Here is a 22,786-nt window from a genome sequence, read left to right as displayed (position 1 = left end):
TCTTGGTAAGTCTTAACTTTTGGTTGAAAACACGTTTATTTGATGATAGAATATAAAGTACGCATTAAAATAAGTATACGAAGAAATAGATATAGAGTGAGGTTTTTGAAGTGGGTACTACCGCATTTTATTCCAACAAATCTGAGATCTACAACACATATGAAGGCAATGATTTAGGCTATACCTATACGCCAGAGAGCACCACCTTTAAGGTTTGGGCTCCATCAGCTGAGCAGGTATTGTTAAAGCTATATTCCACCGGCTCTTTTTATGAGGACGGCGCTCAGGTGCTGAGCATCAAGCAGATGCTGTATGACGCGGTGACCGGCGTATGGTCGACCACCGTTGACGGCGATCTGAATCACATTTACTACACCTATGTTATCAAGACCGAATCCGGCACACACGAGACACAGGACGTCTACGCCAAGGCGGTAGGCGTGAACTCTCAGCGCTCCGAGGTCGTGAATCTTTTGGAAACCAATCCCTGGGGTTGGGAGAACGATCATCATGTCCTGCCCGAAAAGCCGAATGACGCGATCATCTGGGAGGTTCATGTACGTGACTTCTCATCCTCCGACACCTCCGGCGTCAACAAAGCGCATCGCGGAAAATTCCTCGCGTTCACGGAAAAGGGCACCTACATTCCCTTTACCTCCTATCCGACATGCGTGAACTATTTAAAACAGCTGGGCATCACACATGTACAGCTCAACCCCGTATTCGACTTCGGTTCCGTCAACGAGATGACCGGTGTTGAATACAACTGGGGCTATGATCCCGTGAACTACAATGTCCCTGAGGGCTCTTACTCCACCGATCCGTATCACGGTGAGGTGCGTATCAGAGAATTCAAGGAAATGGTCAAGGCGCTGCATGACGAGGGCATCGGCGTAATCATGGACGTTGTCTATAACCATGTTTACTCTACCGCGCACTCTCCCTTTGAACGGACCGTGCCCGGTTACTACTTCCGTATGCAGGACGGCAAGTTCCTCAACTCCTCCGGCTGCGGTAACGTCACCGCCAGCGACAAGACCATGTTCCGCAAGTTCATGATCGACTCCCTGTGCTACTGGACGAACGAATATCATATCGACGGCTTCCGTTTTGATCTCATGGCTTGCCACGATATCGAGACCATGAACCTGATCCGTGAGGCGCTCGATCAGATCGACAGACGTATCCTGATGTACGGTGAGCCGTGGACCGCGAACGACGGTGAGAACGGTATCTCCGGTGAGGATTGCTCCAACAAAGCAAATGCCAAGAAGCTCTCGACCCGCATCGGTATGTTCAACGACGATATGCGTCACGGCATCAAGGGCGGCTCCGATGATGACAGCAAGGGCTTTATCCAGGGCTCGACCCACAGCGCGTATAATGTGATCGCCGGTATGATGGGCGCTTCTTCCGTGACCTTCGGCAACTGGGCGAACGAGCCTTCCCAGTGTATCACCTACGCGTCCGCGCATGATAATCTTTCCCTCTGGGATAAGATCCTCAAATCCAACTGGTGTGATGATTTCGAAACCACCGACAGCTTATATATCAGCCAGAACAAGCTCGCCGCGACCCTGATCCTGTCCTCCCTGGGAATTCCCTTCTGGATGGCGGGTGAAGAATTCGCCAGAACAAAGAAGGGCGATCATAACTCCTACAAATCTCCCGATTCGATCAACTCCATCAACTGGTCGCGCACCGTTCGCTACAATGAGCTTGTCGAATATTACAAAGGGCTGATCAGGATCCGCAAGGCGTTCTCTCCCCTGCGTGACTGCACTACCAAGGCGGTCAACGACGGTTACATCGTCTATAACGGTCAGAGCCTTTCCCTGACGTTGAAGAACGACGCCGAAAATGAATGGCGTATGTTCAGCGTGATCATCAACAATTCCGACAAACCCTGTGTGCCGCAGATCAAATCACAATATGAGCTGCCGCAGAAATGGTATGTGATCGCGAACGACACCGAAGCGTCCGATCAGGCGCTGTATCGCTTTGAAGAAGATACGCTTGTTCCTCCGAGATCCGCTTTGATCATCGTTGACGCGGACAGCTATGACAGGATCAACGGTACCGACTTCAATACGGCGAAAAGGAAATCGGATCTCACCGCATCGGATGTACAGGAAGAGATCTTAAAAATGTTACAATAACAGCAAACGGACGGGAATCCCGTCCGTTTCTTTTTATGTACTACTGTCGTATAGACAACAAAATATATACCGTATCTCCCTACGGTCGTTCAATTAATGCAATCCCTCAGTCTCCATTCGGAGACAGCTCCCTTTCCCAAAGGGAGCCTGAAATAATCTCCCTACGGTCGGTCAATTAATGCAATTCCTCCGCCTCGTACCTCGGCACCTCCCTTTCCCAAAGGGAGGCTTTTTCAACTATCTGAAACGAACGGATTTTTCTATACATCAATGATAACGATGTTATTGAACTCGATCTCAGACTGTGACATGATCGCTTCTTTGATGATCATCGGCGCGTCATCGGTCATCTCACTCGACAGCAGGGTTACCGTACAGCCGGAATCCGAGATGTAGCAAACAGCGCTGAGATAGCCCTTGGCGGTCAATATGCCCTCGATATTGCTCTGCGCCAATATCCGTTGCTCGATGACGTTGGCGGCTTTGACCGCTTCCGCTTTCGCGTCCTCGGAGCTGTCCGACAGCGACAGGACATTTTCAGCCGCTTCCAGCGCTTTATCCTGTGCCTGCGTCCGTTCGGTCTTAGCCTGAGCGAGCTTTGCCTGAGGCGTCATTTCGGATACGGAATCCGAATCCACTTCATCCGCTGTTGCCGACGCGTCATTATTGACATAGGTCGCGGCTCCCAATTCCTTTGATGTCGATGATATCAAAGGCGTTCCCGAGAATTGCCAATTCAGATACACTGCCGCTCCGAGAGCCAATACCAGTGCCGCCGCCAATACATGTTGCTTTTTGATTTTCATATTTCTCCACCTTTTATTATAGATTCGTCATTTCGAGAAAAAGGACGCACGCGTCCGATCTCAACATATATCATTTTGTGATACATACTTTATCTGAGCTGATATTCAGCGATTTTGTCACGGCGTCCAGCACACGGGACACGACCAGCGGATCGTCGCCGCCGTCGCATACCACCACCACGCCGCGCACCTTCGGCTCAATGCTTTTCGTTTTGGTATCGGTGTTCTTCAAATAGACGTTTTCTCCGCTGTTATCCATCGTCAAAAAGATCTTCGCCTCCCCCACCCCGTTGATGTGCGAGATGATCTCCAGAAGATGCGCTTCGGTTTTGGCGGCATATTTCTCCGAATTATCCTTTTCACCGCCTGAATAGTCGATGAATGATGATAACCCGATCAGCAGTACTGCTACCGTTCCGATGATCACAGCGATCATGACGACACGTTTATCGCTCAGCCATTTGCTGAACTTCTTCCCCTGTAACATGTATTTCAGGCTCCTTTGAAATATTCCTGTATATGATACTTTTGATCTCAGGCGTTTTGTCCTTATCCTTTTCACTTATGTATATGTCGGCACGTACAACAGATATTCTGCCCTCGTCGGATATTTTCAATGTCAACCGGATATCCCGCGGGAATATCCCTTCATTATTGAGCAGCTCGTTCAGCGCCTGTGTCAGATGATCGGCTGTCATTTGTGCGACCGCATCCTGCGGATCTGTTTCCTCATAGGTCGGTATCGGGATCTCGTTGATATCCGGCGTCCTCAGATCGATCGCGTTTATCTGCGCCGACATTGCGGTGATAAAGGTGCTGATAAAAAACAGTCCGACAACAAAGCTCATCACACGGCGCGTTCGTTTCTGCGGGATCAGAACGGTGATCATGCTGACCGCGACACAGGTATAACACAGCGTCATGCAAATCGCTTGGATCCCGTTCATGTCCTGCCTCCCAATGACATCATGATGGACGTCGAAATGATAAAGACCGTCATCACGGCAATCAACAAAGCTCTGAGTGCCGAGATGAATTGAGATAACGCGTTGATGATGGACGAGGCGGATGTGACCGACAGCATCTCCCCGATGCTTTTCGCGATCCAAAGGGTGATCGACCATAAAACGCTTTGGGTGATCAGCGGCGCAAAGCTGACAAAGAGCGCGATGATGACGAATACGCCCGCTCCCGACCGCAGAACGCTCACGCTGTTTTGTATCGCGCTGTACGCCTCGGCGATCGACGATCCGATCAGCGGGATAAAGGAGCTCAGTCCGAAGCGAGCCGCCTTATTCGCGACGCTGTCCGCCGCTCCCGACAAGGCGCCGTTGAGCCCGATCACCGCTGTAAATATGCTCATCATCAGCGCGATCCCGTACTTGAAGCCCTTGCTCGCCAACTCGATGAACCCGCCCAACCGAACACGTGACGAGATACTCGCGCTGACGGATAATGACAGAAACACCGTTAACAACGGTGTGAATACCGTCGCAGAGAGTCTTGAAATCAGCTGTGACACGGTGATCACCGCCGCGTAGTAGCCGCCCGATGATATCGCGTGACCGGAGAACACCATCATCCCAGCCATAACGGGCAAATATACCGTCATCATAGCAGATGCGCCCTGTATCACCAACTGTGATGAGGAGATCAACTGCGTCACGGGACTGATCAGGATCGATGAGATGAACAGACTGACGACAACGCTCATGATATCTCTCGTTTCCGTATAGCGCAAAGAAAAGGTATAGGATTCCGCGACGGAGGCAAGCAGTAACACCGCCGTCAATAGGATCAGCGCCGCCAAGGGGTCGTGACTGTAAGCCGCGATCAATTCGGACAGGTATTGCCATACCGAACCGCTGTCGATCCCGTCGGTCACGACGTCATCGATCCCGGAAATACCGAAGCGCTCCAATTCACCTTTTGTATGATCGTCGACGCCGCTTTCGATCTTACTTTTATCTTCTTCAAACATCGCCGACTCTGCCGCATGACATTTAAAGCAAAAGCATCCGATCAGAAAAAGGACGATCATCACTATCACGATTCGCTTCATATCAACTGCCCAGCGTAGTGATCACGGAAATGATATTCTGAAACAACGGCAGTGACGTCAGCAATACCAGTATCTTTCCCGCAAAAGAGATATTGGTGCTCAGCGACAGCAATCCCGCCTCCGTGACGCAATCGCAGGTGAATTCCGTGACAAAGCAGATTCCCATCACCTTCAACAGGATCGCGATATCAGCCGTATCGATACCGCCGTCGGAAAGAACGCTTTGGATCCCCGAAAGCGTGTCAGGAAGATTCTTCAACAGACTGAGGATGATGATCGCTCCGGCGGCTACAGAAAGCAGCATGGCGCTGTGCGGACTCTGGGATCGGAGCATGACCGCCAGCACTGCTGTCACGATTGCGGCGCCGCAGATGGTAATGATGGTCATGCCTACAGTCCGAAGGTATTCTTGACGGTGGTGAACAGCTCGCTGATCTGCGAGATGATCATCATCAGCGCGACCACCAAACCCGCGATCGTCGTCAAGAGCGCCTGTTCCTCTCTGCCGCTGCGTACCAACAGCTGATTGAGGATCGCGACAATGATCCCGATCGCCGCGATCTTGAATATCATATCAACATCCATAGTTTTCCATCCCTATATCACCATCAGAGAGATCACCATCCCCACCGACAGCGGAATTATCCTGTACATTTTTGCTTTCTTCTCTATCTCATCCTGCGCCTCACGGATATGCTCCCGTAACAGCTCGCCGTATAAACAGATATGTTGTCTTTGCGACTCACGATCCGCCGTGCCCAGATCCTTCACAAAAGAAGTGAGCATTCCGATATCTTCCTTTGATAACATATAGGAAAAACCGTCGATAAAACGATGCCACTGGATATCGAAGGGGATACTGTGTTCAAACGAAAAGCCCGCAAAGTTATCGGAGAACACCTCGCACAGATCGCCCGCGTTGTATTCCATACGGATCATCGCGGTATGAAACAGCACTTCGAACTGTGTCAATACATCCTTGCGGCGGCTCAGTCTTTGCGACAGATGGATCCCGATCACCGCTCCGCAAAACAGGATCACGATACACAGGATCAGCTTAATCACGCGCGTCACACATTTCGTAGATTTTTTCGATCTTCCCGACATTACCGTTGGAAGAGAGAAACACGATGTAGCGAAACGCGCCGGTATTGATCATTTTTGAGGTGATCTCTCTGCGCCTGAGATCCTGCATCGATGACGCGTGTACCGTCGCGATGAACGCCACGCCGCACCGCATGGAATACAGCAGCAGATCGACGTCGCTTTGATCGCCCATCTCGTCACAAATAATGATCTCGGACGACATACTGCGGATCGCGCAATTTGCGGCAAGACCCTTCGGATAACCGGTATACACATCACATAAACCGAGTGAGTAACCCGCCTTACCGCGATATAAAGCGCTCAGCTCTCCCCTTTCATCCAAGGCGCTCACGCGATACCGATAGGACAGTTGACGAGCAAGATCCCGTATGAGCGTCGTTTTTCCCGATCCCGGAACACCGCAAATGAGCGTGCCGCCGAGCGGGTCGAGCTTATCGATCAGCGAGGACGCGCATCCGCTGATATCCCGCGCGATACGAAAATTGAGTGTGCCGATATCACGAACATTGGTGATCTCTCCGTTCGTCATCACCGCTTTGCCGCACAAGCCGACTCTGACGCCGCCTTCGATCGTGATGAAACCGCTGTTGATCTCATTCTGGTACGCGTAAACAGAATAGTCGCACAGTCGAAGAACCGTTTGTTCTATCTCTTTTGCCGAAGCGGTCAACAAATTCTCCGCATATACGGAATCAGTCAGATAACCACTTTCCGTTATGTAAAGCAACCGCTTTCTTTCATAGATGCAGATCGGCGCGTCCCTGCGCAGTACGATCTCGGTCGCCTTGTCCTCATACGCAGATCGAGTGCGTTCTAACGGGATCCTGATCCGATCGGGCATTTTATCCAGAATACAATCCAGACTCTGTTTATCCATCGTTTTCACCATCCTGAGTCATACTCGGTTTTGATCGTCACATATCTTCAATGACAATGATAGTAAAATTTATGCGGACAGGTCGTCGGATATAACCTGTCCGCAAAAGTCTGTCCATTATATATTAATAATCCCTGCCCGAAAAGGACAGGGATCGATCGATCATTTGTTATTCTGTTGGATCATTTCAAGCAGTTCCGCTTCACTGATGATCGTCACGCCGAGGGATTGCGCCTTGGTCAGCTTTGATCCCGCGTCTTCACCCGCGAGAACGAAATCAGTTTTCTTCGATACAGAAGAAGATGTTTTGCCGCCGTTTTGCTCGATCAGAAGCGACGCTTCTTTTCTGCTCATAGTCGGTAAGGTTCCTGTTAATACAAAGGTCTTGCCGATGAATCCGCCGGTCTTTTCCTTCTTTTCAAGGGGCTTCATCTCTACACCGAGTTCTTTGAGCTGAGCGATCAGATGCGCCGTGCCCTCCAGATGGAAATAATCGTACACGGACTGCGCCATGATCTCACCGAAGCCGTCGATCGCCGCGATCTCCTCCACACTCGCGTCAAACAGCTTGTCGATACTGAGGAAGTGCTCACAAAGCAGCTTTGCGGCTTTTTCACCGATGTGGCGTATCCCGAGCGCGTACACCAGACGATTGATCTCAGCGTGCTTGGAATTGTCGATCGCTCTGATCAGATTGTCCGCCGATTTGTCGCCCATGCGGTCGAGCTTGGCGACGTCCTCCGCTTTGAGCTGATACAGATCGGTAAAGGTCGTGATCAAGCCCGCGTTCATCAACTGTTCGAGAGAGGATGGGCCCAAGCCGTCGATGTCCATCGCGTCACGAGAAACAAAATGGATCAGATGCCGCAGAAGCTGAGCGGGACATTCGGTGTTGGTACAGCGAATCGCCGCCTCGCCTTCCTCCTTGACAAGTCTGCTGCCGCATGAAGGACAGTATTCGGGCAAGGTATACGGATCGGCGCCCTCGGTATGCTTGACGACACTGAGTACCTCGGGAATGATCTCACCAGCCTTGCGGATCTTGACCGTGTCGCCGATACTCACGCCGAGTTCACGGATGAAATCCTCATTGTGAAGCGTCGCGCGGGATACGGTCGTCCCCGCGAGTAAAACAGGCTTGAAGATACCGACAGGCGTGATCGCGCCTGTCCTGCCGACATTGATCTCGATATCGAGCAGTTCAGTCTCCTTTTCCTCGGGCGGATATTTATATGCCTCCGCCCATCGCGGATACTTGGCGGTACTGCCCAAGAGCTCACGATCGGCAAGATTATTCAGCTTGACAACGGCGCCGTCGATATCGCAGGGCAATTCTCCTCTGGATTTATCGATACGGTCGATCTCATCAAGCACATCATCGATATCGGTATAGCTGTGATAAAACGCGGTCGGAAAGCCCAGCTCGGTCAAATAATCGAGCGACTGGACATGGGTCGTGACCGCATAGCCCTCCATCGCCTGGATATTGAACACAAAGATATCGAGGTTGCGTTTTGCCGTGATCTTGCTGTCCTTTTGTCTGAGTGAACCCGCCGCGGCGTTGCGGGGATTTTTAAACGGCTTTTCACCGTTGTTCTCCTGTTCGGCGACCAGCTTTTCAAACGTCGCGACCGACATATACACTTCACCGCGCACCTCTAAGAACGCGGGCGCGTTTTTCAGTCGCTTCGGCAGACTTTTGATGGTCATCAGGTTATCGGTGACGTCCTCACCGGTCACGCCGTCGCCGCGGGTCGATCCGCGCACAAAAACGCCGTTTTTATACTCGCATGAGACGGATAAGCCGTCAAACTTCGGCTCCACCACATACTCGGGCTCAGCGACGACTTCACGAACCCTGCGGTCGAAATCGCGTATCTCATCCGCGGAGAAAGAGTCATGCAGGCTCTCCATCGGCACGGTATGCACAACAGACGAGAACTTCTCACCCTTACTGCCGCCGACCTTCTGCGTGGGTGAATCGGGCGCGATCAGCTCGGGGTATTCCGCTTCCAGATTCTCGAGATCACGCAGCATCGCGTCATACTCATAATCGGAGATCTCGGGATCATCCTGATTATAATAGCGATCATTATGATAGTTCAGCTCTTTGGTAAGCTGAGCGATCTTACTTTTTGCTTCATCAAAATTCATATACTTCTCCTATCCTTTGCTTTCGGCAAGTAGGATTGTTATCTTCTGACGGCGGAGGTGCCCTTTTCTCTGAGATAGGTGCTCTCCAAGTCGGCAAGATGGAGCTTGACAGCCAGCGGATAACGATCGTAGGCATTACTGACATAGAAGCCGTTATTATCGTCGAAGCCGCCCATATGCCAGCGGATCGCCATCGCTTCATCGAGCTTGAGGCGCATGAAGCGCTCGATCAGAAACACGCTTTTTTCACCGTGACCGTACGGAAAGGTATCTTCGATGGCGTAATACGGCACCTTTTCCCACTGACCGGTTTCATCATTCTTGACGTTGCGGGTGGACACCTTATAGAACTGCGCCTTGCACAGATCATGGAGAAGCGCGCAGATCGCAAAGCTCTCCGGATTATCGTTTTCCTCGTCAAAATGCTTCTCGATCATGGTATTATACACGCTGACCGAGTGCATCACCAAGCCGTTTTCACAGGCGCAGTGATACTTGGTGCTTGCCGGAGCGGTGAAGAAGTCGGTCTTTTGGATCCACTCGAGCAGCTCCGCGGAGCCCTTGCGGGTAATATTCTCCGTATAAATCTTGATAAATTCATCTTTTGCAGTCATCATAACAGTACCTCTGATTCACAAAATAATCCGATTGCGATTGCCTCCAAAGCAGCGGCAGTCAAACAAAAAGGCGCACGCGCCTATAATAGCTCTTCGTCGTATACGGCTCTAGCACCGCCGATGAACTTCGCGCGGGTACGGGCAGACGCGACGAACGCGTCCCCGATCTTCTTCTGCGGGAGTCTGAGCGGAACGGCGGTTTCTTTAAGGTGCATCCCAATCAGCGTACCGCCGATATCGACGCCCGCGTCCGCTTGGATATGCTCCACCAAAACCGGATCATCAAAGCGCGCGTAGGCGGTCGTCGCGCTGCTCCCGCCTGCTTTCGGCTGAGGAACCGCGTTTACGATCGGGATATTGTACTTTGTCGCCAGCTCTCTTTCGATCACCAGAGCGCGGTTGAGGTGCTCACAGCATTGCGCCGCCAAATAGATGCCTTTTTCCTTGAGCAGGTCAAAAAAGCCGTCATACACAGCCGCGGCAATGTCCATGCTCGAATGGGTGCCGATACGACTGCCGCCGACCTCGCTGGTGGAACAGCCAAGCACGACAACGGAGCCCTCGTGCAATTTCGCCGCTTCAATCAACTGAGTAAACACGGCGTTGGTATCTTTTGTAATCGTTTCCATCATACTATCAGATCCTATACTATATTATATGTATATTATTTTACCAGATTATCGGGATCAAAAAATTCCGTAAAAGAAAATAACGGGTACCCTTTCGGATACCCGTCAAAAGTTTCATTATTCAGCGTCTGCGGGAGCAGCTTCTTCGGCAACCGCCTCTTCTGCAGGAGCTTCCTCTGCGGGAGCCTCTTCAACAGGTGCGGGCTCCTCAGCGGGAGTCTCGTCCTCGAGATCACGGATCACGGGAGCAGCGTCGGGCTCAACTACAGCGACGACCTCATCCTCTTCCTCCTCGACAGCGGGAGCAACAGGAGCATCCTCGGGCAGCAGCGCGCGGATAGACAGGCTGACACGCTTCTTCTCGAAGTCGATACCGGTGATCTTAGCCTCGACCTCATCGCCGATCGCAAGCTCGTCAGCGGGCTTCTCGATGCGCTTGTTGGAGATCTGAGAAATATGGATCAGACCGTCGATGCCGGGGATGATGTTCGCGAAAGCACCGAACGCGGTCAGACCGACGATCTTTGCCTTGACAACAGTGCCGACAGGATAATCCTTCTCGAGGATCACCCACGGATTGTCCTCGGTCTTCTTGTAACCCAGAGAGATCTTCTTGGTCTCGGTGTTGATGTCCTTGATGTATACTTCAACGGTATCGCCGACTTTGACGACCTCGCTCGGGTGCTTGATGCGCAGCCAGGACAGCTCGGAAATGTGGATCATGCCCGATACGCCGCCGAGGTCTACGAACGCGCCGTAAGAAGTCAGTGTGCGGACAACGCCGGTATAAACCTTGCCGACCTCGCAGTTCTCCCAGAACTCTGCGCGCTTAGCGGCATACTCGTCACGGAGAACGCTCTTGATGGAGCCAATGATCTTTCTTCTTCTGCCGCGCTGAGACATCTCGATCAGGCGGAACTTGACTTCCTGACCCTTGAGATCCTCAAGGTTAGCGTCACGCTCCATTGTAGCCTGAGAAGCGGGGATGAAAATGCGGATATCATTTGCGACAACGATCACGCCGCCGGAAACGACCTCGGTAACGGGACCGGTGAGGATCTGCTTCTCGTCATAAGCCTTCTGCAGCTCCTCAAAGCCCTTCTGCGCGTCAACTCTGCGCTTGGAGAGCATGATGGTACCCTCGACGTCATTGGTTTTCATAATCAGCAGTTCTACACGATCGCCGACCTTGACAACTTCATCGGCGCTCTGAATCGGAGTGGATGATAACTCGTCAAATGGGATAAAGCCAGTCTGCTTTCTGCCGTCGACTTCGACATACACTTCGTTCGGAGTGATGCTCGCGACAGTACCCATAACCCTTTCATTAGTGTTTAAACTCTTCAGAGATTCTTCTAACATCTCCTCAAAGTTCTCAGTTTCGTTTACGCTGGATGTAGTGTTTTCACTCATTGTATCCAGTACCTCCTTTATAATCCTGTCCGGTGTAGAAGCGCCGGCTGTTACGCCAATGGTCCTCGCCTCGGCGATCATCGCCCGATCGAGCTCAGCGGCCGTCTCGATCAGATAGGTATGTTCACAGTTCTTTTTACAAATCTCATAGAGCTTATTTGTATTGGAACTGGAGCGATCTCCTACCACGATCATGCAGTCACATTTTGCCGATAAGGTGTGAGCCTCAGCTTGTCGCTTTGACGTAGCATTACATATTGTATCAAAAACTTTGGCGTTTGTACATAGTTTTTTCAAAAAAACTATACAATTTTTCCAAAATTTTTCGTTAAAAGTCGTCTGAGCGACGATACAAATACGATCTTTATTCTCCTCGGGAATTAAATCGAAGATTTTTTTTAAATCCTCAACGTCTTTGAAAATATAATATTCGCTGACGCAATTCGAGAGGATCCCTTGTACCTCGGGATGATTCTCATCACCTGCGATCAGTACGGTATAGCCCTGCCTACTCATGTCATAGACGATGGAATGGATCTTTGCGACGAAGGGACAGGTCGCGTCGATGTACTCGACGCCCATCTCGTTGAGCTTGTCATATACCGATCGCTTGACGCCGTGAGAGCGGATGATCACAGGCTCTCGTCCTTGGATGTCATCAAGGGAATCGACCGATACCACTCCCCTGTCATTCAATGCCGCGACCATCTCTTTATTATGGATGATCGGCCCCAAGGTGCATCCGCCTTGGTTGCGGTCGGCAACATCAAAGGCGATCTTGACAGCGCGGTTCACGCCGAAGCAGAAGCCCGCGGTTTTTGCGACGATGATATCAGCCATTCTTCTCTCCTGTCGAGGCTAAGTCCTCTTCGCGGATCGCTTTGATATGATCCATGATGATACGGCTGGCGTTGCGGAATTCTCTGGCGCCGCCCTTATCAAAGCCCATCTCCTCCAGAGAAAGCGGTTTACCGTAATGGAAGTAGAGGCGTGAGCCGATCTTGGTATGACAAACCGGGATGACCGGGGTCTTGGTATCATAAGCGATCAGACTGCAGCCGTTTTTCGGAGGCAGGAATTCGCCGTCCTTGGAGCGGGTACCCTCGATGAAGATGCCCATCAGGTTACCTTCCTCCAGCACCTTTTCAAAATGCTTGATCGAGCCGGTATCCGCTTTACCGCGGCTGATGGGAAAGGCGTCGAGCTTGCGGATAAACCATCCGACGAATTTATTCTTGAACAGCTCTTCCTTCGCCATGAACATGACCTGACGTTTCAGCCCCATACCCATGATGATCGGATCGACCGCATGGGTGTGGTTGGACGCAAGGATATAAGCGCCCTCAGCCGGCACATTTTCTGCGCCGATATACTTCATGCGATATTTGAGCTTAAAGAAAGGCAATAATAAGGCTCTCCAAAAAAAGTAAAAATGGTTGCGTTTTTTCATAGTCTTTCCCTCATGATTCCTAAGAGTTTATTGACCGAGGTCTCCAGATCCTCTCCCGAGGTATCGACATTGATCGCGTCATCCGCGGGCTTTAAGGGAGCGATATCACGATGGGAATCTGCGTAATCACGCGCGATCACATCCGTTAAGATGTCCTCATACTTGACGTCCATTCCCTTTTCGATAAGCTCATCATAGCGGCGGCGGGCTCTGCATTCGGGTGACGCCGAGAGAAAGATCTTGATCTTCGCGTCAGGCAAAACGACCGTTCCGATATCTCTGCCGTCCATGATTACATTATTGGTATGCGCCATATCGCGCTGCAGATCAAGCAAATAGGCTCTGACCTCGGGGATCGCGGAAACAGCGGACGCCATCATCGAGATCTCAGGCGTGCGGATCAAACCGCTGACGTCCTCACCGTCGAGCAGTACGATCTGCTCCTGACAATCATTGAACGCCAACGTCACCTTGATCTCGGGCAACATCGCGATGATCTGCTCCTTATTCTCAGCGGTCAGTCCGCGTCGAAAAGCCGCCAGACCGATGGTGCGGTACAAAGCGCCGGTATCTACATAAATATAGCCGAGTTCCTTCGCGGCAAGACGCGCGATCGTCGATTTTCCGGCACCCGCGGGGCCGTCGATAGCAATAGCGATAGACATAGTGTTCTCCTTCATATAGTTAATGATTATCGTTTATCAAATGGTTCTCAGTCACTTTGCGCGGCGGATTCTCCGGCAAGTCTGCCGGTGCAGTAAGCGATCTGCAGATTGAAGCCGCCGGTATACGCGTCGAGATCCAATACCTCACCCGCGAAATATAAGCCGCTGATCAGCTTGCTTTCCATCGAGCGCGGGTCGATATCCTTGACGTCCACGCCGCCGTGGGTCACGATCGCCTCATTGATCGGACGGAACGCGTGGATCTTCACGCTGAAATGTTTGATCTGCGAAAGCAGCGATTGACGCTGAGAAGCGGTAACGGTGTTACACTTCGTATGTTGCGCGATCCCTGCACGATCGATGATTATGGGGATCAGCTTTTTCGGAAGCAGCTTACCCAAAGAGTTGATGATATCCTTGTTGGCAAACTCCGCAAAATCACGCAGGATGCGTTTATCCAAGGTAAAATCATCCAAAGCGGGCTTCAGATCAATGTATGCCGTATAACGTCCGGGGGACATAGCGCGCATGTGAGCGCTGGCGGATAAAACGAGCGGCCCGGAAATACCGAAATGCGTGAACAGCATCTCCCCCATATCGGAATAGACTTCTTTATCAGTCGTATTATCGATCACGGAAAGCCGTACATTTTTCAGGGATAACCCCTGCATTGCAGAGATATCTTCATCCTCCGCTGTCAAAGGAACCAGTGACGGCAAAAGCGGTGTGATCGTATGCCCGGCGGATTTTGCGAAGGTATATCCGTCGCCGGTGGAACCGGTCGCGCGATAGGACATGCCGCCGCAGGTCACGATCACCTTGTCGGCAAGTAAATCTCTGTCCTGTAAACGAACGCCTTTGACAGAGCCGTTTTCGATCAAAAGTCCTTTGACTTCTTGATGGATGAACTGTACACCCAACTCCGTTAAATATTCATACAGCGTATCGACGACGTCCAGTGCCTTGTCGGATACGGGAAACACACGATTGCCGCGCTCTACCTTTGTCGCCAAGCCTCGATCCTCAAAGAAAGCGACGGTATCATAGCACGAAAAGCGGTTGACGGCGCTGTATAAAAAGCGCGGATTCGCCGTCACATGCGCGATAAAGGTCTCGTTATCACAGAAGTTGGTGATATTACAACGACCTTTACCGGTGATGGCGAGCTTGCGGCCGACACGTTGGTTCTTTTCAACGATGACAACATCAGCGCCGTTTTCAGCGGCGGCGCCTGCCGCCATCATCCCCGCGGGACCCGCGCCGATCACCAAAACTTTTATCTTTTCGGTTTGTTGATTACTCATGATCTGGTACTGTCGATCCGGTTGCCGGCGTAGACATTCTGCTCTCTCCACACCTCTTCCAAATCGATAAACGTCTTTTTGATATCTTCCTTACGTTCGATGACGATCGCCACCAACAGCGCGTTGATCAGGCTCAGCGGCGCGACCAATGTATCGACGACCGAAGCGATATCGGATCGTGCCAACAGCACTTCATCCGCGTCCTTGACAACGGGCGCGACCATACTGTCTGTAATGGCGACGACTTCGGCGCCGCGCTCATGCGCAAAGCTCATCGCGTCGACCGCCATAGCGGAATAACGCGGAAAGCTGATGCCGATCATCACATCTTCCTCAGAGATACGGAACAGCTTTTCATAGGTGGTCGTCTTTGATGTTGAATTCAAAATATGAACATTGCCGAAGATCAAATCCAGATAATACGCAAAGAAGTTCGCGATATAGGAAGAAGATTTCGCGCCGAACACATAGATATGACGCGCGTTGATGATCGCGTCAACGGTCTTTTTGAAATCCTCACGCGACACCTCATCGATGGTGCGGCGGATCTTGTCGATGTCCTGATTCAGAACGCTCTCGACGACGTCGGAATCACCGATACGACCGGTGGTCACCTCGATACGCTGGACGGAATTCAGCTTGTCGCGGATCATTTCCTGCATCGCCTTCTGCAGATAAGGAAAGCCGTCATAACCGATCTGGGTCGCGAAGCGCACGACCGTACTTTCGGAAACGCCGACCTCCTCGCCTAACTTGGCGGCAGTCATGAAAGCGGCGGAGTCATAATGCTCCTCGATATAATCAGCGATCTTACGCTGACCTTTTGAAAAATCCTTGCGGGATAAATCGATTCTGACTAATAGATTTGATAACATTGTCATCACACTCCTCTGACATCCGATCCGGGATAAAGAAGGATCTTAGAGATCGAACGCCGATACACTTTCATTTTATCATATAATCCTGCAAAATACAATGTTATAATCTACAAAATACAGAAAAAATGAAGTATACTATTCGTGTGATTTCAAATTTCGAGGTCATTCGTCGTCGTTTCTCTCCAGCGGGATCCGCTGATACACCTCCGCGACCTTATCCCGCATCCACAAAGCGGGTGTGATACGCAGTGAGTAGCCGAAGCCGCAGTCACACGCCCAATCAAAAGGCTTTGCCTGCGGGAGTCCGTATACCGCCAACAGGATATTCATCACGCCGCCGTGGGTGATGATCGCCGCGTCGGTCGTGCCGGTCTGCATCAGACCGTTGACGATGCTTTCAAACATCACGCAGATCCTGCGGGTAAAGTCGGCAGTGCTCTCCCCTCTCGGCGGCTTCACCTCATTATCGCCCGCAAGCCATTTGGCAAAAGCGGGATCGCCCTTGAGCTCATCGGCGGTATGATTCTCCCATTCGCCGAAGTGACATTCCATCAGCTGATCGATCGTCAGCGGCGTGATATGGGGATAGAGGATCTTGGCGGTCTGGGTACAGCGCTTCAAAGGCGAAGTAAACACAACTTTTGCATAGGGATAGTCCATAGTCGCGTCCAACTTACTTAAAGCTGCTTTCCCCTCTTCAGACAAGGGAACGTCGGTCGTGCCGATATACCTTCCCTGCAAGGTCGGACTGATCGCGCCGTGGCGAATAAAATGGATATAATAGGATTGCATTTTTGCCTCCGTACTTTACAAATGGTAATAACTGTATTATACTGATAGTATAAACAAATAGATCGAACTCGGAAAGGTCGATACCATGAACAAGGATTTTTCACGTAATCTGACATTCTTGAGAAAAGAAAAGAAGCTCACGCAAAAGCAGGCGGCTCAGGAACTGGGCGTCTCTCAGGCGTTGTTATCGCATTACGAAAAAGGGATCCGTGAATGCGGTCTGGATTTTCTGGTCAAAGCGGCGGATTATTATAATGTCAGCTGTGATTACCTGCTCGGCAGGACTGCGGATCGTGATTATGAGATCAACGAACCGGTCATTGAGAGATCCACACGCAAGCAAAGCGCCGCACAGGTGGTCAACCGCAGACTGATTGCCAACATGGTCAACGTCATCTATGACTTTGCCGCCACCGCCAAAAACCGCAAGCTCGACAGAACTATCAACAACTATTTCATGATCATGCTGTACCGCGTGTTCAGAAGATTGTATTCGGCGAATCGGAAGAATCCGACCGAGCTCTTCACCGTGCCCAAGGAGGTTTACAGCGGCTATGCGTACGCGGTCATGGACAAGTATTACACCGATATCGGGAGCATGACCGACAAAGACAGCGCCGGTTATCTGACAGCGTTTGAGAAACTTTCGGCTTCTCCTGATCAGCTGGCGGATGATTATCCCGATACCGCGGGCGAGATCTTCAATGTCATCCAGCAGGCGGAAAACAGCATCCACAAGCTGAAATTATAAAACAGAATCACCGATAAAAATCAACAGGTGGGTAGCGTATTACCCACCTGTTATTTCTTAGGATGAAGGGAATTTAATTTGAAGATGAACTTGTCTTTTGCTTACCTAACGAGACCTTCAGCGTGACCTCGGAGCCGGATTCGATCTTATCGCCCGCACTGTGCTCGGCGATACCGATGACCTTTCCCTCGGAAACCGTGTCGCTGTATTCCACTTCCTGTAACGCGATAAAGCCAAGACGAGTCAGATCCTCTGCCGCGGCAGTATAAGATTTATCAACGACATCGGGCAGCGCAACGAGCTCGGGACCTTTACTGATCAGGACATAGATGACCGCGTCACTGCCGGCGCTGTATACCGGAGAACCCGCGGCAGGCTCCTGTGAAATGATCTTTCCTTTTTCGATATGGTCACTGTACGCGCCGTCGGCGTCGACCTTGATCGTTCCTTGGAAAGAAGCCTTGACGTCATCCAAAGTCTTGCCGGTATAATCCTCCATCACGGGACCCGTCCAGTCTTCGGTGGGAGCCGCCAAGGTAGCCGGAACGGTAGAACCGTTGGTGAACAGACCCATCAGCGGATTGGTCGGAAGCCAGAACAGACCGATCGCCGCAAAGAGCAGCAATGAAACCAATGTCGCGATCAAACCGACGACCGTAGGATTCACACGAGAACGCTGTTCTTCATCCTCGCGCTTGATCGGCGTCATGCTGGCGGTACGGGAGATCTCATCCTGGATCGCCTGAACGGTTGAAGAAACAGAGAGCTGAGCCCTGAGTTCATCAAAATCAGCGATACGCGCGTCACTCTTCATCTGTAAGCCGTTCGCGAGCGCGGTCACAACATGAGGCGGCAGACGCTTGACGGTATTGGTACTGATCAGCAGTCTGGGATCCTTCTCACGTTCTTTGGCATTGGCGGGCAGCTTGCCGGTCAGCGCGTAAAACAGCGTGGCAGTCAGACCGTAAATATCGGTCGGGATGTCCAACTTTTGGTTATCCATATACTGCTCCGGCGCGGCACATCCGCTGTACAGCTGAGATTTCAGCATCGTACCGCGTTTGCGCTCGTTCTCGGTTGAGAAGCCGCCGAGCTTGAGCTTACCGCCGGAGGTAACATATAAATTAGCGGGCGAGATCGCGTAATGACCGATACCCAACTTGTGGATATTTTCGATCAGTGTGATGATCGGCATAAAGAGCGGACGAGCCGCGTCCCACTCGAGATGACCGCCGTTGTGCTCGACATACTCGGTAAACGGCAGAAGATCGTCATTTTCTTCGACAACATAGACGGTGTTATTTTCGGTGAAGATATCCTCGATGTTGATCATCGCGGTCTTATCCGTCAGCGTATTGAGCGTTTCATAATAGCTCTTGAAGTCATCCATCGCCAGAGAGAAGCTCTCTTTATCCTGCGGGGTGACAAAAAGCTTTGTCTCATCGTCGCCGCGGTCAAACAAACCCATCGGGAGAAACTCTCGGATCGCCAGCACCTTACCGGTCTTATTATCATAACCGAGGTAACGGGTGCTCTCACCGTTTGTCTCCAGGTTTCTCGCGACTACATATTTATAGTTTAATACGGTACCGAACGGTAAAAACGGAGCGGTCTGTTTTTCGGAATTATCAAAGCCGCATACTTTACATACCGAATCGGCAGCGGGTATTTCATTTAAACACCCCATACATAAAGGCATGGTCAATTCCCCCTGATCACTGAGATCATCTCAGCAGTATTCTGGTTTCTGTTATCATTACTTAATGAATAAAAGTCATACTTACTCAATGTACTGAATCATTATAGCATACAGAATATACCAATATCAAGGCTGTAAAAGAAAAATGAGATTACATTTTTGTAAATTCATAATATATTAAAGAGCTCCGATTTGAGTAAGTAATATGGTGTAGGATGTACACTGACGCTTACATCTTCGCACTCTTGCCTTCGATCCCGTCCGTCTCCACTTTATGTCGGTAATAAATTAAGGAGCCCCATATCGGGACTCCTTAATTTATTAATATGGTGGAGACGGACGGGGGTTATTTTTGTAGATTGCTATCTGCCCCGCCTTCGGAGCGACACCTCGTCGTCGCGCACTTCGCTTAGTCGCCGTATCAAGCATGATACGGCTTGTTTGCTCCGTGGCTCCTCCTCTCCCCAACACGCGGGGCGTGTCGGGGACCCCAAGTCTTATCTACGCTCTCGATAAAAACGCCATGCTATGGCGTTTTTGCGTGCGATGTGCGCTTTCGCTTACATCTTCGCACTCTCGCCTTCGATCCCGTCCCTCTCCACTTTCTATAAGTAACAATAAAAGGGCACATCTGTTGATGTACCCTTTTATTATTAATATGGTGGAGACGGACGGGGGTTATTTCTGTAGGTTACTGTCTACCCCGCCTTCGGAGCGTCACCTCGTCGTCGCGCACTTCGCTTAATCGCCGTATCAAGTGTAATACGGCTTGTTTGCTCCGTGGCTCCTCCTCTCCCCAACACGCGGGGCGTGTCGGGGACCCCAAGTCTTATCTACGCTCTCGATAAAAACGCCATGCTATGGCGTTTTTGCGTGCGATGTGCGCTTTCGCTTACATCTTCGCACTCTCGCCTTCGATCCCGTCCGCCTCCACTTTCCTATAAGTAACAAATTAAGGAGCCCCATATTGGAACTCCTTAATTTATTAATATGGTGGAGACGGACGGGATCGAACCGTTGACCTCTTGAATGCCATTCAAGCGCTCTCCCAGCTGAGCTACGCCCCCAAAGCAGTATTATATTATCATACTTTTATGGGTTTTGCAAGTATATTTTTATAAAAACAAAAAACTTTCAAAAATCTCACATTTTTGTCTAAGTGTTGTCACGGTCTGTTTGTTATGCTGTAGTTGCAACATAAAGATTGCACCCCATAATCAATCAACAAGGAGATGAAACTATGAAATTGACCCATCGTATTATAGCTACAATTTTGGCATGTATCATGATGATCTCGGTAGGCTCCACTATGTTGATCACCGCATCTGCCTCGCCGGTAAGCGACGGTTTCTTCAGCGGAGCATCCGCTCTGGTCTCATTAGTCGGCAAATCAAATCCTGTCGCGGGCATCATAGCCAACGGACTGTTTGGCGCGTTTAAGACGTTCTATGCTGACGCGACAAAAGAAAAGGAGCCGTCAACTCAGGATATCGTCAACCTCATCAATGAGCTGAACGAGAAAATAGATTCCCATTATAACGAACAGTCCAGTCAGATCAAGGAACTGTCGAACATCAACAAGCTGCAGCGTTTTTCCGATATTTTGACAAGCGTAAAGGGCTACAACGAAGAAGCGATGACGCAGATCGCGTTATTTAAAGAAGACAAAGTATGCGCGCAGGATTACATCAATATCGTGAACGCTACTAACGGAAACTCAGACTTCACCAAAGACTTCAAGGATCTGAGTAACCTGATCATCGACGGTCAGTCAGGCTTAAAGGGGATGCCTTCATTCGATCAGTATCTCGAACTCTCCAAAACAAGTGAAGGAAACAACAATGACGCCGATCTGGTCAAAAAAGACGCACAAGCATTCAACGATATGACACTTGAGCAGTACGCTTTGTACTACACCAACCTGATGTCCGGCTGTATGGCGTCCTATTCTCTGGCTGATTACGACTACAACAACGGTTCGATCACCAAGGAGACCAGGGACAGCTTACAGTCATCGATCAAGGCGAATATGGAGCTGTATACAAAGAAAGCGACAGCAGTAGCCAAGTCGTATGAAACCACCAAGAAGACGATCGATAACCTGACAGCAGCACAGGTGACCGTGGGCGGAAAGACAAAGAATATGTTCTCCTTCGGCGACGCATGGGCAACTGTCTCCAAGAACGGCGGTACCATGAAGCTGATGCAGGATTGGAAGAGCAACAACCTCTCCGCGGATACCTACTATTACAAAGACGGTACTACCTTCAGCGGCGGCGCGCTGTATGTCAAAGATAAAACCGTAACCCTCGATCTGAACGGTCATTCGATCATTCATTCCGAACGCCAAAAATTTGATATCAAATCCGACAACGCCACCTTAAGCGTGATCGATTCCACCGGAAATCGCGGCGCGATCAACGGATTGCTCGTCAGCGGCGGAAAGCTCAATCTCGATAACATCACCGTGAAGGATTCGACCGACTCCGGTCTGAGAGCCGATCATGTCGATCTGAAAATCAAAAACTCAGACTTCCTCAACAACGCAAACAGTGCGATCGTCACAGAGATGAACGCCGACGGAACCATCGATCATTCGACCTTCCGCGACAACAAAAACACCGCTTTGTTTAACAAAGATTCGAGAGTCACGGTCAACAACTCTGTATTTGAGAACAACTCCGGACAAAACGGCGGCGCGATCTATACGGGTTGCGTGATGAAGATCAACAACTGCACGATCAAATCCAACAGCGCAGCAAAGGGTGGCGCGATATTCGGCGATTATACCACCGAGGTCAACAACTGCACGATCATCGATAACAAGGCTACCTCCAACGGCGGCGGCATCTGCTTCGGATACAGGGGCGGCGGAATGTGTGTACCGCTCACCGTAACGAACACAAAGCTGAACCGGAACAGCGCCGGCTGCGACGGCGGCGCGATCTGGTGTGACTCCATGAACTACCTCACTTTGGAAAATGTTGAGATAACAGACAATAAGGCAGTCAATAACGGTGCGGGTCTATACGCGCAAAAAGGCGACACATCCGCCTGCGATCCCATTATCAGCGGAAAGATGACCATCATCAACAACAAGCTCACCAACGGTACGGCATCCAACGCGTTCCTCGGCGAGAACACAACATCCAAATGTATCTTCCGCATCTTTGATAACATAGACCCCTCGTCTCGTATCGGTATCACGAGCAATACAAGCGACAACAAGCTTGACGTCGTCAGGATCACTACAAAAAACGCATACAATAACACAGCCAATGTATTCAGCTACGATACATCGAAGTACAGGATCAACCGCTACAACCCTTGGTATTCAGAATGCTTCTATGTTGAGATCGTAAAGAACTAATATCATATCATAGAATCAATACGGAGCAGTTCACCGCGAACTGCCCCGATTTT

General features: G+C 50.6%; 21 protein-coding genes and 1 tRNA gene. 3 read left to right on the top strand and 19 right to left on the bottom strand.

Going from position 1 to position 22,786, the window contains the following annotated elements:
• Positions 1-110 precede the first annotated feature (110 nt).
• Positions 111-2,159 (top strand): type I pullulanase, encoded by a 2,049-nt coding sequence (gene pulA / locus JKK62_RS03845; protein ID WP_186833437.1) that lies wholly within the window; start codon positions 111-113, stop codon positions 2,157-2,159.
• A gap of 260 nt (positions 2,160-2,419) precedes the next feature.
• Here the strand turns inward: pulA and JKK62_RS03840 are convergent, their stop codons facing one another.
• The 17 genes from JKK62_RS03840 to JKK62_RS03760 form a co-directional block, all read right to left on the bottom strand.
• On the bottom strand, positions 2,420-2,965 hold the full coding sequence (locus JKK62_RS03840; RefSeq protein ID WP_186833438.1) for a SpoIIIAH-like family protein: 546 nt from the start codon (positions 2,963-2,965) through the stop codon (positions 2,420-2,422).
• Between the two features lie 70 nt (positions 2,966-3,035).
• Positions 3,036-3,452 carry a SpoIIIAG-related protein gene (locus tag JKK62_RS03835; protein WP_186833439.1) on the bottom strand — a complete coding sequence of 139 codons (417 nt, stop codon included), beginning with the start codon at positions 3,450-3,452 and terminating at the stop codon, positions 3,036-3,038.
• Complete coding sequence (locus JKK62_RS03830) at positions 3,412-3,912, bottom strand: hypothetical protein (RefSeq protein ID WP_186833440.1); 501 nt, start codon at positions 3,910-3,912, stop codon at positions 3,412-3,414. Before JKK62_RS03830 ends, JKK62_RS03835 begins: the two co-directional genes overlap by 41 nt.
• The gene (locus JKK62_RS03825) at positions 3,909-5,027 is read right to left on the bottom strand and encodes a stage III sporulation protein AE (protein WP_201427026.1); all 1,119 of its coding nucleotides are present in this window, start codon (positions 5,025-5,027) and stop codon (positions 3,909-3,911) included. Before JKK62_RS03825 ends, JKK62_RS03830 begins: the two co-directional genes overlap by 4 nt.
• A gap of 1 nt (position 5,028) precedes the next feature.
• Positions 5,029-5,415, bottom strand: a complete 387-nt coding sequence (locus tag JKK62_RS03820; protein ID WP_186833442.1) for a stage III sporulation AC/AD family protein — start codon at positions 5,413-5,415, stop codon at positions 5,029-5,031.
• 2 nt (positions 5,416-5,417) lie between these two features.
• The gene (gene spoIIIAC / locus JKK62_RS03815; protein WP_186833443.1) at positions 5,418-5,612 is read right to left on the bottom strand and encodes a stage III sporulation protein AC; all 195 of its coding nucleotides are present in this window, start codon (positions 5,610-5,612) and stop codon (positions 5,418-5,420) included.
• A gap of 12 nt (positions 5,613-5,624) precedes the next feature.
• Positions 5,625-6,101, bottom strand: a complete 477-nt coding sequence (locus JKK62_RS03810; RefSeq protein ID WP_201427025.1) for a stage III sporulation protein AB — start codon at positions 6,099-6,101, stop codon at positions 5,625-5,627.
• Positions 6,085-7,011 (bottom strand): hypothetical protein, encoded by a 927-nt coding sequence (locus tag JKK62_RS03805; RefSeq protein ID WP_186833445.1) that lies wholly within the window; start codon positions 7,009-7,011, stop codon positions 6,085-6,087. Before JKK62_RS03805 ends, JKK62_RS03810 begins: the two co-directional genes overlap by 17 nt.
• Before the next feature lie 162 nt (positions 7,012-7,173).
• Complete coding sequence (gene ligA, locus JKK62_RS03800; protein WP_186833446.1) at positions 7,174-9,165, bottom strand: NAD-dependent DNA ligase LigA; 1,992 nt, start codon at positions 9,163-9,165, stop codon at positions 7,174-7,176.
• A gap of 38 nt (positions 9,166-9,203) precedes the next feature.
• The gene (locus JKK62_RS03795) at positions 9,204-9,779 is read right to left on the bottom strand and encodes an HD domain-containing protein (protein WP_186833539.1); all 576 of its coding nucleotides are present in this window, start codon (positions 9,777-9,779) and stop codon (positions 9,204-9,206) included.
• 83 nt (positions 9,780-9,862) lie between these two features.
• The gene (locus tag JKK62_RS03790; RefSeq protein WP_186833447.1) at positions 9,863-10,414 is read right to left on the bottom strand and encodes a TIGR01440 family protein; all 552 of its coding nucleotides are present in this window, start codon (positions 10,412-10,414) and stop codon (positions 9,863-9,865) included.
• Between the two features lie 114 nt (positions 10,415-10,528).
• Positions 10,529-12,664 carry a bifunctional 4-hydroxy-3-methylbut-2-enyl diphosphate reductase/30S ribosomal protein S1 gene (locus JKK62_RS03785; RefSeq protein ID WP_201427024.1) on the bottom strand — a complete coding sequence of 712 codons (2,136 nt, stop codon included), beginning with the start codon at positions 12,662-12,664 and terminating at the stop codon, positions 10,529-10,531.
• Entirely contained in the window at positions 12,657-13,274 is a 618-nt protein-coding gene (locus JKK62_RS03780; RefSeq protein WP_201427023.1) for a lysophospholipid acyltransferase family protein, read from the bottom strand. Before JKK62_RS03780 ends, JKK62_RS03785 begins: the two co-directional genes overlap by 8 nt.
• The gene (gene cmk / locus JKK62_RS03775) at positions 13,271-13,939 is read right to left on the bottom strand and encodes a (d)CMP kinase (RefSeq protein WP_186833450.1); all 669 of its coding nucleotides are present in this window, start codon (positions 13,937-13,939) and stop codon (positions 13,271-13,273) included. The genes JKK62_RS03780 and cmk overlap by 4 nt, the downstream gene beginning before the upstream one ends.
• Positions 13,940-13,986: 47 nt before the next feature.
• Entirely contained in the window at positions 13,987-15,243 is a 1,257-nt protein-coding gene (locus tag JKK62_RS03770) for a BaiN/RdsA family NAD(P)/FAD-dependent oxidoreductase (RefSeq protein WP_186833451.1), read from the bottom strand.
• Positions 15,240-16,124 carry a MurR/RpiR family transcriptional regulator gene (locus JKK62_RS03765; protein ID WP_494545957.1) on the bottom strand — a complete coding sequence of 295 codons (885 nt, stop codon included), beginning with the start codon at positions 16,122-16,124 and terminating at the stop codon, positions 15,240-15,242. The genes JKK62_RS03770 and JKK62_RS03765 overlap by 4 nt, the downstream gene beginning before the upstream one ends.
• 159 nt (positions 16,125-16,283) lie before the next feature.
• Complete coding sequence (locus JKK62_RS03760) at positions 16,284-16,913, bottom strand: histidine phosphatase family protein (RefSeq protein ID WP_186833452.1); 630 nt, start codon at positions 16,911-16,913, stop codon at positions 16,284-16,286.
• Positions 16,914-16,998: 85 nt separating this feature from the next.
• Here JKK62_RS03760 and JKK62_RS03755 point away from each other — a divergent pair, with 85 nt between their 5' ends.
• Positions 16,999-17,664 carry a helix-turn-helix domain-containing protein gene (locus tag JKK62_RS03755; protein WP_186833453.1) on the top strand — a complete coding sequence of 222 codons (666 nt, stop codon included), beginning with the start codon at positions 16,999-17,001 and terminating at the stop codon, positions 17,662-17,664.
• 73 nt (positions 17,665-17,737) lie between these two features.
• Here JKK62_RS03755 and JKK62_RS03750 read toward each other — a convergent pair whose 3' ends face one another.
• Positions 17,738-19,351 carry a PASTA domain-containing protein gene (locus JKK62_RS03750; protein ID WP_186833454.1) on the bottom strand — a complete coding sequence of 538 codons (1,614 nt, stop codon included), beginning with the start codon at positions 19,349-19,351 and terminating at the stop codon, positions 17,738-17,740.
• A 1,003-nt stretch (positions 19,352-20,354) separates the two neighbouring features.
• A tRNA-Ala gene (locus tag JKK62_RS03745) sits at positions 20,355-20,430 on the bottom strand.
• Between the two features lie 173 nt (positions 20,431-20,603).
• Here JKK62_RS03745 and JKK62_RS03740 point away from each other — a divergent pair.
• Entirely contained in the window at positions 20,604-22,733 is a 2,130-nt protein-coding gene (locus tag JKK62_RS03740; protein WP_186833455.1) for a right-handed parallel beta-helix repeat-containing protein, read from the top strand.
• The last annotated feature ends 53 nt before the right edge of the window (positions 22,734-22,786 follow it).

The organism is Ruminococcus difficilis (genome assembly GCF_016680995.1).
This window is presented reverse-complemented; position numbering and strand designations above follow the sequence as displayed.

Bases quoted from the DNA above. Each gene is read 5' to 3' on its own strand.
- JKK62_RS03840 (WP_186833438.1), bottom strand. From the start codon at position 2,965: ATGAAAATCAAAAAGCAACATGTATTGGCGGCGGCACTGGTATTGGCT.
- JKK62_RS03835 (WP_186833439.1), bottom strand. From the start codon at position 3,452: ATGTTACAGGGGAAGAAGTTCAGCAAATGGCTGAGCGATAAACGTGTC.
- JKK62_RS03830 (WP_186833440.1), bottom strand. From the start codon at position 3,912: ATGAACGGGATCCAAGCGATTTGCATGACGCTGTGTTATACCTGTGTC.
- JKK62_RS03825 (WP_201427026.1), bottom strand. From the start codon at position 5,027: ATGAAGCGAATCGTGATAGTGATGATCGTCCTTTTTCTGATCGGATGC.
- JKK62_RS03820 (WP_186833442.1), bottom strand. From the start codon at position 5,415: ATGACCATCATTACCATCTGCGGCGCCGCAATCGTGACAGCAGTGCTG.
- spoIIIAC (WP_186833443.1), bottom strand. From the start codon at position 5,612: ATGGATGTTGATATGATATTCAAGATCGCGGCGATCGGGATCATTGTC.
- JKK62_RS03805 (WP_186833445.1), bottom strand. From the start codon at position 7,011: ATGGATAAACAGAGTCTGGATTGTATTCTGGATAAAATGCCCGATCGG.
- ligA (WP_186833446.1), bottom strand. From the start codon at position 9,165: ATGAATTTTGATGAAGCAAAAAGTAAGATCGCTCAGCTTACCAAAGAG.
- JKK62_RS03795 (WP_186833539.1), bottom strand. From the start codon at position 9,779: ATGACTGCAAAAGATGAATTTATCAAGATTTATACGGAGAATATTACC.
- JKK62_RS03790 (WP_186833447.1), bottom strand. From the start codon at position 10,414: ATGATGGAAACGATTACAAAAGATACCAACGCCGTGTTTACTCAGTTG.
- JKK62_RS03785 (WP_201427024.1), bottom strand. From the start codon at position 12,664: ATGGCTGATATCATCGTCGCAAAAACCGCGGGCTTCTGCTTCGGCGTG.
- JKK62_RS03780 (WP_201427023.1), bottom strand. From the start codon at position 13,274: ATGAAAAAACGCAACCATTTTTACTTTTTTTGGAGAGCCTTATTATTG.
- cmk (WP_186833450.1), bottom strand. From the start codon at position 13,939: ATGTCTATCGCTATTGCTATCGACGGCCCCGCGGGTGCCGGAAAATCG.
- JKK62_RS03770 (WP_186833451.1), bottom strand. From the start codon at position 15,243: ATGAGTAATCAACAAACCGAAAAGATAAAAGTTTTGGTGATCGGCGCG.
- JKK62_RS03765 (WP_494545957.1), bottom strand. From the start codon at position 16,124: ATGACAATGTTATCAAATCTATTAGTCAGAATCGATTTATCCCGCAAG.
- JKK62_RS03760 (WP_186833452.1), bottom strand. From the start codon at position 16,913: ATGCAATCCTATTATATCCATTTTATTCGCCACGGCGCGATCAGTCCG.
- JKK62_RS03755 (WP_186833453.1), top strand. From the start codon at position 16,999: ATGAACAAGGATTTTTCACGTAATCTGACATTCTTGAGAAAAGAAAAG.
- JKK62_RS03750 (WP_186833454.1), bottom strand. From the start codon at position 19,351: ATGGGGTGTTTAAATGAAATACCCGCTGCCGATTCGGTATGTAAAGTA.
- JKK62_RS03740 (WP_186833455.1), top strand. From the start codon at position 20,604: ATGAAATTGACCCATCGTATTATAGCTACAATTTTGGCATGTATCATG.